The sequence below is a fragment of the Paraburkholderia sp. 35.1 genome, assembly GCF_050436525.1.
Lineage (GTDB): Bacteria > Pseudomonadota > Gammaproteobacteria > Burkholderiales > Burkholderiaceae > Paraburkholderia > Paraburkholderia tuberum.
In genome coordinates this window covers 2,990,929-3,004,024 of the sequence record NZ_JBNDMJ010000002.1, presented here as the reverse complement: position 1 = coordinate 3,004,024, position 13,096 = coordinate 2,990,929, and the positions used below count along the sequence as shown (strand labels likewise).

Genomic DNA, 13,096 nt, shown 5'->3' with positions numbered 1-13,096 from the left:
TGACTCTAAATTCATGGTTTATTTGCACTCCTGATCTGATGGCATCTTCGATCCACTCAAAACGCGCAACCAGTTGAATGAATTATCGCGGGCGTCCGTGCGCTTCCTCCAACGAAAGAAATCCGGGGTGTAGCCGCGTCACAAGGTTCGCGTTCCCTGGATGGATTTCAAACTGACCCGGCCCGCTTCGATGTTTGCTATCAGCCCGAAGCGGCTGCGCGTATCGAAACCTGCCTTAACAAGGTCGTTTGTCTTCGCGGAATCGAGTCCGACGGCTTGCCACGACGCATCGACGCAAATTGTTTCATGTCTCGTCTCGATGAGATAGCCGCCGCTCGGGAGGACCTGCACATCGCGCACGCCTTCCACTTCGAACACGCGCCGGGGCGTGTGAGCCTGCCAGACGATGATGCCCGCGTCATCCCAGGTCAGAAGCCGGTTAAACGCGTCACGTTGGGCACCTCGCACGGTGCAGATGCATTGCTTGATCAGCTTGGGCGTTGCGGCGTTCGAGATGTTGAAGATACTGATCCCGCCCGGCATGGCGACGCTCAGCGTTCTTGCGCCGCGTCGCTGTTCGATGACAGCCGCCATCGGGTTGCGTCCTTCGAGCAGGGTCGACTGCTCCACGAGTAGAATCTGTTTGACCATCATTTTGATCGCGGTACCGCCTGCGGATGACGGCTCCGCAGCCGTTCTCACGCGTCGCAGCGAGAGTTCATACCTTGGCGCAGCGGATGACGGATAGAGTAGCGCCGAGAGTTCCACGACGCCGTTCGCATCGACCAGACCTTGCGAGAGGGTTTGCCCGTCGGGGCCGATCAGGGCAAGCAGGTCGCCGCTTGTCGCGCCGCCCAGTATCACGTTCCAGAGGTGCGACTCACGCTCGCTGTCCACCTGTTCCGGCGCCGGATCGACGAGCCAAGCGAGATTGAAGTTCCTGAAGAACCGATACCAGTTATCGAGCGCGGTGAAGCAATGGTCGAGCCGCCAGCGCTTTACCCCGTCGTTGAATTCCTGAATCTGCTCAGAAGTCACCACGGCGATCGGCGCGAGCGTGACGATCCGCGCGCCTGCCGTGGTCTGCACGAGCAGTTCGCACGGCCCCGCCGGCAGCGCGTCGGCCGGCACGTCCACCGCGATCGTGATGAGCATCGGGCAGTACGAGTACGACACCGTGATGTACGGCGCATACGCGTCTGCGGTCACGCCGATTGCGTTAACCTTGCACAGCCACAAAGGAATGTCGCCTTTGCCGCTCAGCACCACCGACGCCGACATGGTGATCGATCCGAGCAGCGTCCCGCAGGTCGGTGTGGGGAAGCGCCAATCGAATTGATTGACCGTGCATACGAGCGTGCACGGAATGGTAGCTTGAATCGTGTTCGTGCCGGCGATCACCAGCGCGCCATCCGGGAAGATTGGGATGTAGGTCTGAATCCCATCGTCGGGCGCGGGAACAGTGTCGGCTTCGATGCCGTAAATCTGCGTCGGCACCTGGTGTTGAATGAGCGGCGCATCGCAGGTCCTAGCAACCGTGTCGGTTGGGAAGGGAAGCAGGCAGACGATGGTTTGAGCACCGGTTTGGGAGCAGTTCCCAGACAACTTCGAGAGGGGTATTGAAGGCTGGTACGAAGAAGCAAGTCCCAGGGAAATGTCGAAAATGACCCATGCGGCAATGAAAAATAAAAATATTCCGCCTGTGTATTCCCCCGCGTCTAACTTTCCGCCCTCGAGCAATTTCGCTCCGATATACGGCCATAAAAGGGCGGCGCTCACTTCGCAGCAAAAAGTCTGGAGCGGATCCGCACTGTAGTTGAAGTCAAATTGGTAGCGGATATCGTCTGCGGAGATTGTCAGTGCGATGGTTACGTCGACATCGACGTTTACGTTCTGCGTGCTCCAGAAGCAGTCACACGCGTTCATCGCGCGGCCGCCGAAATTAACGAAAATATGCGGATTTGCGCCGGGCTGCCAGTTGATATCGACACTCGTATCGAGTTGGAAAGGCGAATCCGCGCCCTGGAATGCATTTTCGAATTGCTGCTGGATCAACGATGCAAAGCCGTCCTCCCAGAAGCTCATCCACACTGCGAGGTCATCGCCATTGGTCAGATCTTTGAGGATTCCTCCTTCAACCAATTGCGGATCGAGGAAATACTCCCAGTACTCCGGACTCGCCACAAAAGGTTGCTGACCTACCTCGATCCGCAGTTCGATGATGTTGCTATCGGGCGTGATGCCCGCGCCTGACATGACAACGTTGCCGCTTATCGGGAGCGAGGACAGGAGCGACAGGATATCGAGCGCGCTGGTCTGAGCGGGAATGTTCGCTTGCAGGATGGCATTGATCGACGACACGTCGACGGCGGGGTCGTCTATCACGAGGGCGACGGTATTGTATGTAAGAGTGACAGACGTCCCGGCGCTCGACACGCCGAAGGTCATGTCGAAGGTGACGAGAAGCGGAACACTGATCAGGGCGGTTGGATCAGGAGGCGCGGCGCCGGTTTGCAACAGCGTGTCTTCCGTGACGAGCACGACCGTGACGGCCTGGGTGACGGAAATGGCTTGCGTCGTTGCGAACGTCGGCGTGGCGGCGCCCTTGACCGGAATGGCGACGTCGAACCCGCTGCCGCGGCCGAACAGCGTTTGGTTGTCGATCACGATGTGATCGACGACATAAAGATTGTCGTTCACCTGTATCTGAGCGTCGACGCAAAGCGGGACCCGTTTGAAGCGTTCGCGCAGTAGGTTCCCTAACATTTCTGTGTTGAACTGGACGCCGATAAACATGGAATTAGCCTCCCGGAAAGGTTACCCAGGCTGAACTTAAGAGGTACTGCCGTCGCTGGTCTTGAACGTTCATGGAAGTCCGTAGCAGAGTTGTAGTCAACCCAGATTACAAATGGCAATCCGGAGGACGTTCATCTTTGCCGCGCAACACGCGGTGACATGATTCGTTGCAGGTTGGTTATGGTTTTGTACGCGCGACGCCCATATGACTCGGCCTGCCGTCGAATCAGAGGCAGCTCGAGGCGACGCTCCAGGCCGCAGGCATGCCTCGACCAAGCGGCGTTTCCCATCAGGACCAATTGATCGTTTGCCCTTTGGCGAAACGTGCGTCACCTTCTGCGGCGGGAAATCGAGATCAATCGTGTCAGGCGTCATCGTAATTGCGTCCGCAAGTGTGGATTGCGGCCGCAAGAGTGACCTCTTTCACTCGATCGCGCTACGTGCGGAGAAATTTCGCGCTGACCGTCGAACCGACGGAACGCGGGCGTCTGCCTTCAATTTTAGGAGCTACCACGAGGTGTGGTGCGATATTGTCTTGCGTGCTCAACGGCGGCGCGAGTGCGCGACGTTAATTGAAGAGAATCGAATGATCCTTGAATGCCGTGGGACAGGCATTTGGATGCCCGCAGGACGGCAACGGTGAACGACGGGTCATGACCGATAGTGCAGTCAACCGATGGGCTTTGTCGCGTTAAGGCTTTGAGGTAAAGTCAGCTGACGTAAATGGATGACGATCACGATGGCCAAGACGCCGCGCCCGACATTGCCCCCTGGCATCGCCAAGGTGCTGAAACGATTGCACTACCCGCTGGATGTGATCCTGCTGTGCGTGCGGTGGTATGTAGCGTACTCGCTGAGCCTGCGAAACCTCGAGGAAATGATGGCGGAACGAGGGTTCGAGGTTGATCATTCGAGCGTGCATCGGTGGGTGATCAAGCTCGTGCCGTTGTTTGAAAAGGCGTTTCGCAAGCACAAACGTCCGGTAGGCAAAAGCTGGCGAATGGATGAGAGCTACATCAAGGTGCGCGGCCAGTGGAAGGCAGTATGACTTTCCGTGAGGCAGAGGCTGGCCCGCCGTGAGGAATCAAACGCGGGTTAGCATGTCTGCCAGAGCCGCACGGTGTGGACAGGGCCACACCCGGCGATTTCCGGCACGGAGGCCAGCATGGAACACAATAGCACGGTGTACGTTGGACTCGATGTTCACAAGGAATCGATCACGGTCGCCTATTCGATCGATGCCGGCGAAGTCGAGTTGCTCGGCAAGATAGGAACGACCCCGGCAGAGATTGATCGGCTGTGCAAGCGGCTGCAATCGAAGGCACGGCGCGTGTGCGTGGTGTATGAGGCAGGTCCCTGTGGCTATGGTCTGTACCGGCGACTGGTCGAGCAGGGTTTCGAGTGCATGGTCTGTGCGCCGTCGCTGATTCCAAGGAAGCCGGGTGAGCGCGTGAAGACCGACCGGCGCGACGCAATCAAGCTGGTGCGCGCGCTACGTGCGGGTGACCTCTCGGCCGTGTACGTGCCTGGCGTTGAAGATGAAGCGTTTCGGGATCTGGCTCGCGCGTGGGCATGCGCGCGGGATGACCTCAGACAGGCACGGCATCGACTGAAGTCCTTCCTGCTCGCGCACGGCGTGCGCTATACCGGCAACGCCAACTGGGGCCCCGCCCATCGACGCTGGCTGAGTGAGCATACGTTTGACAGCGAGTGGCAACAACTGGCGTTTAACGAACACCGGCGCACGATCGAGGACCGGCTTGCGCAATGCGAGCGTCTCGAGACCGCCTTGCGCGAGGCGGTGATCAACTGGCGGTTCTATCCGGCCGTACTCGGGTTGCAGGCGATGCGCGGTGTGCAATTCGTCACGGCAGTCGGAATGCTCTCGGAACTTGGTGACCTATCACGATTTGAACATCCCGTCAGTTGATGGCAGGTCAAGTATCTGAACAACATAGTGGAACAGGATCATCGTGCCATCAAACGCATCATCAAGCCGATGATGGGATTCAAGGATTTTCGTTGCGCCAGCATCATCCTGTCGGGCATCGAAGTGATGCATATGATACGGAAAGGGCAGATGAAAGACGCCGGAATTCAGCGGACCGGCGCCGAGCAATTTTACTCGCTGATTATATAAGTAGTCCGTATCATATCTGAACGTGCACGTCCTTCCATTCTTATCGCGACAGAACCTAATTACGATGTGTCGATAGTTTCGCTTAGAGACGCATTTCTATAAGAGGCGCGGCTGGCTCTTTGCCGATACGGTTGATGGTGCGAATGCAAGCGCCAATCTCTACTCCCTGATTGAAACGGCGAAAGCCAATGGTATCGATCCGTACCGCTATCTGACCTGGCTGTTCGAGCGTCTTCCCCTGGCAAAGACCGTTGACGACTACGACGCGCTCCTGCCCTGGAAGATGTGCACCGCTCCGAGCTGATCCGCAGTCAAATCCACCGCACGACTCAACGCGCTTGTCCACTACTCAGAGGGGCGGCGCTAATGGATCGCTTACGGACGACAGAACTGCGTATTTTTCGGCATAACTCAGCGTCTTTTCGCCCTTCCGCATTGCGCTCTCATGATTTGGCGACTATGTTCGAAAGAGCAGCGCAGACTAAAAGTTGAACGAGATTGCAGTGATCCAGCACCCTGAGTCAGTAGTCTAGTGTCCGGATCAACTTCTTGGTGTCCTAATTCGTCGAAGCAGAGGACGTGACATGGCTACGAAGCAGCGTATTCACTGTTGCGGAGGACCACCCATCCCCATGGCTCAGGGGTGTCTTAGGCCTGGGCGTCTGGACGTGCGGCCATAAGGCTGAGAATGGACCATCCAATTCCCGGCGACCTATCGTCGTGGCTTACGCGGATCGGCCTCGGCACGCACGCTGCGAACTTCATCTCGCAAGGCATCGACTGGGATGTGATCGGCGACCTGTCCGAACCGGACCTCATGGAACTGGGCCTCCAGGTCGGCGATCGAAAGCGGCTGCTCAAAGCGCTTTCAGGGTTGAAGGACGCGCGCGCACCGCTACGAGAGGCGACTGGTCCGACCGACGAATCTCATGCGCCCCCCTCGATACAATCCGTGCAGGCCGAGCGGCGGCAGGTGACCGTCATGTTCGTGGATCTGGTCGGGTCGACAGAACTGACACATCATCTGGATCCGGAGGACACGCGCCGCTTGCTGGGTGGCTACCATCAGGTTTGCGCGAGCGCCATCGAGGCACGCGAAGGCCGTATCGCCCAGTACCTTGGCGACGGGCTCATCGTCTATTTCGGCTACCCGCGGGCGCACGAGGACGATGCAGTCCGCGCGGTGACGGCTGGCCTAGCGATCCTCTCAACGGTTAGGCGTGCCAGTCCGGACGCCGGAATCGACGATAGCGTGTGCCTGCACGTGCGCATTGGCATTGAAACTGGTCTCGTTGTAGCGGGACAAGTTGGCGCAGGATCGTCACTGGACCACCAGGCGATCGTCGGCGAAACGCCCATTGTCGCGGCGCGTCTGCAGACGATCGCACCATCAGACTCGCTCGTGGTCGGCCCCGCGACAAAACGGCTGATTGAGGATTCGTTCGAACTTGAAGAGCTTGGCTGGCGGGAACTGAAGGGCATTACCCAACACGTCCCGGTCTATCGTGTACTGGCGCAATCCGAGGCGCGAGCTCGATCGGAGATTTCGCTCATCGGTCGAGCACCCGAGCTGGAAATGATACGGCAGCGTTGGAGGCAGAGCAGCGACGGGGAGATGCGTTGTGTGCTGTTGACGGGTGATCCAGGAATCGGTAAATCCCGCGTCCTACGGGCTTTTTGCAGCGCGATCGATGCCGAGCCGCATCAGATCGTCCCACTCCACTGTTCTGCTTACTATCGTGACAGTCCCTTCTGGCCGCTGTTACAGTGGCTACAGCACGCGTTCGGCATTGGTCATAAGGCCGGTGATGGGAACGATCCTGAGCGGCTCGAAGCGTGCATACGGGCAATGGACGTTGATCATGAAGAAACGCTGGTCGTGCTCTCTTCGCTCCTGGGCATTTCCACCGCAGTTCAACATCCCTCTCTTGATGCGTCTTCGCCAGATTTCAAGAGTCGCTACGTGAACGTGCTGATCGCGATGATTGCGCAGTCGGCTAGCACACAGCCACTTTTGGTCGTCATCGAGGATGCGCACTGGATTGATCCTTCGACGTTTGATTTTGTCACGCTGATGCTTGAGCGCCTGGTGTCCGCGAAACTCATGGTCCTGATTACGGCCCGGCCCGAATTCCAGCCGCGGTGGCCGTACCCGCACCTTGTCCAGCTCAATCTGGACAGGCTTTCGCGAAGTGACTGTAACGCGATGATAGAGCGCATGACACCTGGCAAACCGCTGCCGCGAGTCGTGGTGGACACGATCGTCGCAAAAACGGATGGTGTACCGCTTTTTGTGGAGGAACTGACGAAGGCGGTGATTCATGGCAACTTCTTATGCGACGCTGGCACCCACTACGCAGTCAAGGCGACGTCGCAGACGATTGCGATTCCCGATACCCTCCAAGGCTCACTACTTTCGCGACTCGACCGACTGGAGCCGGCGGTCAGGGAGGCCGCCCTGATCGCCTCGACGATCGGACGTGAATTCAGTCGCAAACTTCTCTCGATAATTTCGACAATCCCCGAGAGCGAACTTCAGCAAATCCTTAGCCAGCTCACTGCGGCAGAGATCATCTTGCCGGCACCGGGTGCCCCAACGGTAGGGGAGGCTTTTCACTTCCGTCATGCATTGATTCAGGAGATCGCCTACCAGTCCTTGCTGATAACGCGGCGCCGGCACTATCACGCCATGATCGCGACCGCGCTCGAACAGCAATACCCGCAAGTCGTGGAACAGCAGCCAGAACTTATCGCCCAAAATCTGACAGCCGCCGAGCTGCACGAACCCGCCATCGCTTATTGGCAACGCGCCGGAGAACGAGCCTTGACGTGCGCCGCTTACAATGAGGCGGTTGTTCATGCGGAGCGTGGACTGCAATTGGCCGGTAGCCTCCAACTGGATCAACACGTTCGTTGCAATCGCATGCTGCCTCTTATGCTCATCCGCGGCGAGGCCGAACAGAGACTGGGACGACGTGAGGCAATGGTAACGTTTCGCAATGCTGCACAGATTGCACGCGATGAGAAACTGCCGGTGTACCTGCTTCAGGCGGCATTGGGGTTCGACAGGGCTGAAACTTTTCTCGAAGGCTCGGGTAAGGAGTCCATCGTGCTGCTCGAAGAGGCCCTCGGCCTGCTCGGGACCGAAGAGACGATCGAGCGTTGCCGCCTATTGAGCAGACTCGTGCGTACGTCTCATATGACGGGGGAGTCCACTCGTGGCGTTCAGTTCGCTATAGAAGCGGTCGCGCTTGCGAGACGTCTGAACGATCGGCCCAGCCTTTTCGACGCGTTGGCTTGCAAGTTGATGCATGTTGGCGCTCAACCTTTACCGTCGCACGCATTTGCTGCCCGACGCGAGGTCATGCAGGAACTTCGCCAGATCGCGGAAGAGCTTCACGATGACCACTCCATTGGGCATGCCTGCGCGAGATGTCTTACTGGCTATCTGGAGGTCGGTGATTTAGCACGTTTTGAAGCAACGCTCGAGCGATACCGCGAAATCGCCAAGAGTGGCCGACACTTCGTGGATCGATGGTGCGCGACTGCTGCACAGGCCATGCGAGCAATACTTATCGGAGACTTCGCGATAGCCGAGGGCAACGCGACGGAGTCACTCGAATTTGCCGAAAGCGGAAATGGGGCGTTCGCGGCGGGTGTCTACGGGATGCAGATGTTCACGATACGCCGGGAACAGGGCCGGCTTGCAGAGGTCGCGCCCGTGTTCCAGCGGTTTGTCAACGATCATCCCACGGACACGGTCTGGCGACCAGGCCTCATGCTGATCTGGAGTGACCTGGGTTTTGACGTGCAGGCCCGTGACGGTCTGGATCAGATGGAACTCACCGAATCGGCAATCCCGGTTGACAGCAAGCGGCTTATCACATTGACGTATTTGGCAGAAGTCGCTGTGCGTCTCCAGGAACAGAAGCAGGCTGCGCGTATTTATGAACTCCTTGAGCCATTCAAGGACCAGGTCGTTACGGTCCCGGCTTTCACCCTGTGCTGCGGCTCGACGGCACGCTATCTTGGCATGCTCGCAAGCGTCCTCGGTGACTGGACGGCGGCTCACAACTATTTCGAGTATGCGCTGCAGATGGACGCTCGACTTCAGGCTTTGCCGTGGTTGGCTCATACTCAACATGAATTTGCCGTCATGCTGGCCGCCCGCAATCACGACAAAGACAGGAGCCGGGCGGCGCAGTTGCTCGCAGCATCCGAAGAGACGGCCAAGAAACTCGGAATGTTCGCTTTGCTACAACGCATCAACGGAAGTTCTGGCAATCGGGTCAGAAAATGTTAAGAACCTGAATTCACGTCCATAGCCCGGGGCGCCGCGATGCGTCCAATCTGAAAGGAGATCGCCATGCCACGTTTCATAATCGAACGCAATTTTGCTGAGCAACTGGAGCTGACAAACGAAGCGGCACGAGGGATAAAACAGATCAATGACGAGGAAGGCGTCCAATGGCTCTTCTCCTTTCTCAGTGCCGATAAAAAGAAGACGTACTGCCTTTATGAGGCCCCGAGCGCCGACGCGATATTGTCCGCCGCGCGGCGTTGCCAGATCCCAGCTGATGCGATCGTTGAGGTAAGCGATTTGCGCCCGGAAATGTACGCCTAGCCCGCTCATGTCTCTGTGGCGCAAAAAAGGTTCAAAAATTGCCACTCCGCCTGCCCAATCCGCGAGGCCAGCTTGATTTCTCGCATACCCGGGCAGGCGGATGACGTTGTGCGTCCGGCGCCGACGCTAGTGCGTCCTGCAAGTTCCTGAGGGGCCCGCCTTCATACGCACCGTTGCCGGCATTGCGTTGAACCAGCTGCCGGTAGCCGGAATCATCGTGAGCGAGAACGCGAGCGAAAACCGCAAACTCATGCAAGCTTCCCTCGACACGTCGATGGAGCGTGCATCGCGCTGCCATATGGCGCTTTCGTCGCTCGGCGTGGACACGCTCGCGGGTCTACTCACCGCGCTCATCGCGCTTTCCTACGCCGCGGGCTACGGCGCCATGATCTTCTCGGCCGGGCTCTCGCCGTTGCTCCCGACCGGCATGCCGACGGCGCTTCTGAGCTGCGTGATTGTCGCGCTCGTGATCACGCTCGCGAGTTCGCAGCCCTTCATGATCGCCGGCCCCGATTCGAACGGGACCGCGCTACTCACGGGCCTGGCCGCGGCCATCGCGCTGTCCGTGCATGCCGCAGGCGGCAGCGACGGCGCCGTGCTTTCCACTGTGCTCATGCTGATCGCCGTGTCGTCGCTCACAACCGGCGCACTGCTCTTCGTGCTCGCATACTGGAAGCGCGGCAACGCGATCCAGTACATTCCGTTTCCGGTGATCGGCGGCTTTCTTGCGGGCACGGGCCTGCTGCTTGTGGAGGGCGCACTACGCGTGCTCACCGATGTGCCCCTCGGCGCAGCGCTGCCGCGCGTCTTGATGCATCTGCCGTTGCTCGCGACCGTGCCCGCGCTCGTCGTGGGCTTAGGTCTGCTGGTGCTGACGCGCATCACGCCGGGATCGCGCTTTGTGGTCGTGCTGCCCTCCATGATGACGCTCGGTATCGCGTTGTTCTACATCGGGCTGATGTCGGCCGGCAAGAGCCTTGAAGACGCGCGCCAGATGGGCCTGCTCTTCCAATACAAGCCGATCGCCGGCATGCGGCTGCCGTTCTCGCTCGTGCATGAAGCGTGGCTGCCAGTGCTCTTCTCGCGCACGCCGGAAATACTCGCGATCGCCGCGGTCTCGTCGATGACTGTGCTCCTCAACACTACGAGCATCGGCGTGACGACCTCGCACGATATAGACTTCACCCGGGAGATGCGCGCGGCGGGCCTCGCGAATCTGATGACCGGACTGGCGGGCGGACTGGTCGGCGCGCAATCGATGACCCGCACGATGATCAACTGGCGCTTGGGTGTCCGCGGGCGCCGCGCGGGCGTGCTCGCGGCGGTTTTCTCGCTCGTTGCGATCGCGTTCTTTCCCAGCCTGATGGCGCTCCTGCCCAAGCCCGTGCTCGTCGGGCTGCAGCTCTTTATCGGCGCAGCAATGCTGATCGAATGGCTCGTCGATTCGTTCAGGCGGCTGCCATGGCACGACTACCTGCTGATTCCGGCGATCATGTTGTGCATCGCGGTCTACGGGATCGTCGCGGGCGTGCGGCTCGGCGTGATCGCGGCGTGTCTGCTGTTCGTCGTGCGTCATGGGCGCGTCAACTGCTTCCGCCTCGAATTCGACGGGCGCGGACGGCGCTCGAACTTCGAGCACACCGTCGACGAAAACCGCGCGCTCGATACCCAGGCGCACGCGCTCTATGGCGTCGCGCTGCAAGGCTTCCTCTTCTTCGGCACCGCGTACTCGATCCTCACGCATATTCGCGCGCGCATCGAGACGCCGCCCGCTGCGCAGAACCCTCTGGCGAGCGTGCGCTTCGTGCTTGTCGATTTCGCGCGAGTGCACGGAGTGGACACATCGAGCATCGCGAGCTTCGTGCGCCTGCTCCAGGCGTGCACGCGCGTGAACGCGCAACTCGTGCTGACCGGCCTTTCGCCCGCCCTGAAGGCGTGGTTCGCTGAAGGCATCACCGATACGAAAAGCCCCAGCGGCCCGCATTTTTTTGCCGATCTGGATAGCGGGCTCGAATGGATCGAAACGCAAATTCTGAGCGCGACGCGCTTGACGAGCGCGAGCGCATTTGCCTCGGCCTTGCCCGATACACTCAATGCGCTGCGGCCCCATCTGGACACGCTCACGCTCGCGCCCGGCGAGTACGTCTTCCGGCAAGCCGATCCGGGAGACTCGATCTACTTCGTTCAGACCGGCCGGGTGACCGTGGCGCTGCCCGTAGGCGAGGGCCGCACGCTGCGACTGAAGAGCTTCGGCGCGGGAACGATCGTTGGCGAGATGGCCGCATACAGCGGCGCGCGGCGCAGCGCGGACGTCGTCGCCGACGAGCCGACCGTGGTGCTACGGCTCGCCCTCTCAACGCTCCGGCGCATTGAAAACGACGATCCCGCGCTCGCGGCGCGCATGCACATGTTCGTCGCGCGCGTTCTGGCGGCGCGGCTCGCCGTCGCGAACGAGCAGATCCGGGTGGCGCAATGATGCGCCAATGCCCGCTTGATTGACGAGGACAGCTTCAGACGCAATACTTCTTTTACCTTACGCATAGCGATCCTCGGTGCGGGCATGCTGTTTCCAGACAAAAATCTGGCAGCCCACCCGTCTCGGTTGTGGATATGCGTAACACCGTTGCACTGCGGTACGACACCGTTCCGGTATCGTGATCGCCGATTCCGGAATGCCGTGAAAATCGGTCACGTTCGCGCGGAATCTTCGCGCCGATCTGACCATTGGTCAAGCCCGGGATATGTCTGGACGGGATGCATCTTGCAATCAAGTGCAAAACGCTAACCGAGAGAAACACCGGCCGATCCAATTCGGACCTCGTTAGCAGTCGGCCCCCGTTACCGCATTTTTTCAGCGGCCCCGTTACGCCTTTCATACGGCGAGAGGCTTTTCATACGGCGAGCACCGCAACGCAGAAAGCACAGGAAGCTGGTGGGGACCATAAGGGCGAGCGGGCAGGGGTGACGGCCGTAAGAACATGGATGGTTTCTTTGCGCTGATCATCGATCTGGTCAAGGCAAACGGACTCACTCATGCATCCATTCACCAGCAACGCAAGCTCCTGACGCTGCCGGGTTTTTCCGGCCAACCAAGCTGTGGGATCCGTTGATCGTTGACGTTCTTTCTACAACGCCGAGTGTTACGATTCAACGGACCATACAACCGCAGACAGAGTCGTAGCAAACACGGACGATGCATTAGCGGGCGAGGCTTGGGGTTGGTATGTCGACCGCTTTGAACGGCGTAATGGCGAATGGCGGGTCGCCCATCGTACTGTCGTACCTGAGGCGCTGTCGAGCTACGTTGCACAGGGCGGCAGGCGCATTGAAGGGCGGCGCTGGAGGCAACGCAACCGTTTGGGCAGACTGTATGAAGTTGAATTGGAAATCTTTGGGTCCGCTAAGCTCCGTGGCACGCAATTCTTATGTCGATCCGGCAGCGGGTGAATGCGTTTGTTTACACAGAACTCGACTTCGTGCATGCCGATGTATTGACGTGAGCAGCGTCGATCCGTGGCGCAGTCGTCAGGTCGACC

General features: G+C 59.2%; 4 protein-coding genes and 5 pseudogenes. 8 read left to right on the top strand and 1 reads right to left on the bottom strand.

The window, feature by feature from the left end:
* Positions 1–138: 138 nt before the first annotated feature.
* Entirely contained in the window at positions 139–2,796 is a 2,658-nt protein-coding gene (locus tag OKW27_RS19650) for a hypothetical protein (protein ID WP_429334501.1), read from the bottom strand.
* A 739-nt stretch (positions 2,797–3,535) separates the two neighbouring features.
* Here OKW27_RS19650 and OKW27_RS19645 point away from each other — a divergent pair.
* The 8 genes and pseudogenes from OKW27_RS19645 to OKW27_RS19610 form a co-directional block, all read left to right on the top strand.
* Positions 3,536–3,835 (top strand): annotated as a pseudogene (locus OKW27_RS19645) (IS6 family transposase); the annotation flags it as partial.
* Between the two features lie 126 nt (positions 3,836–3,961).
* Positions 3,962–4,717 (top strand): annotated as a pseudogene (locus OKW27_RS19640) (IS110 family transposase); the annotation flags it as partial.
* Positions 4,718–4,729: 12 nt separating this feature from the next.
* Positions 4,730–4,936: pseudogene (locus tag OKW27_RS19635) on the top strand (DDE-type integrase/transposase/recombinase); the annotation flags it as partial.
* A gap of 103 nt (positions 4,937–5,039) precedes the next feature.
* Positions 5,040–5,240 (top strand): annotated as a pseudogene (locus OKW27_RS19630) (transposase domain-containing protein); the annotation flags it as partial.
* 384 nt (positions 5,241–5,624) lie between these two features.
* Positions 5,625–9,239 (top strand): AAA family ATPase, encoded by a 3,615-nt coding sequence (locus OKW27_RS19625; protein WP_429334500.1) that lies wholly within the window; start codon positions 5,625–5,627, stop codon positions 9,237–9,239.
* Positions 9,240–9,302: 63 nt separating this feature from the next.
* Positions 9,303–9,560 (top strand): DUF4242 domain-containing protein, encoded by a 258-nt coding sequence (locus OKW27_RS19620; RefSeq protein WP_429334499.1) that lies wholly within the window; start codon positions 9,303–9,305, stop codon positions 9,558–9,560.
* Between the two features lie 250 nt (positions 9,561–9,810).
* Entirely contained in the window at positions 9,811–12,036 is a 2,226-nt protein-coding gene (locus tag OKW27_RS19615; RefSeq protein ID WP_429334498.1) for an SLC26A/SulP transporter family protein, read from the top strand.
* A gap of 499 nt (positions 12,037–12,535) precedes the next feature.
* Positions 12,536–12,670 (top strand): annotated as a pseudogene (locus OKW27_RS19610) (PaeR7I family type II restriction endonuclease); the annotation flags it as partial.
* Positions 12,671–13,096 lie beyond the last annotated feature (426 nt).

Excerpts from the sequence above, each read along its gene's own strand:
- OKW27_RS19620 (WP_429334499.1), top strand. The coding sequence starts at position 9,303 with ATGCCACGTTTCATAATCGAACGCAATTTTGCTGAGCAACTGGAGCTG.
- OKW27_RS19650 (WP_429334501.1), bottom strand. The coding sequence starts at position 2,796 with ATGTTTATCGGCGTCCAGTTCAACACAGAAATGTTAGGGAACCTACTG.
- OKW27_RS19615 (WP_429334498.1), top strand. The coding sequence starts at position 9,811 with ATGCAAGCTTCCCTCGACACGTCGATGGAGCGTGCATCGCGCTGCCAT.
- OKW27_RS19625 (WP_429334500.1), top strand. The coding sequence starts at position 5,625 with ATGGACCATCCAATTCCCGGCGACCTATCGTCGTGGCTTACGCGGATC.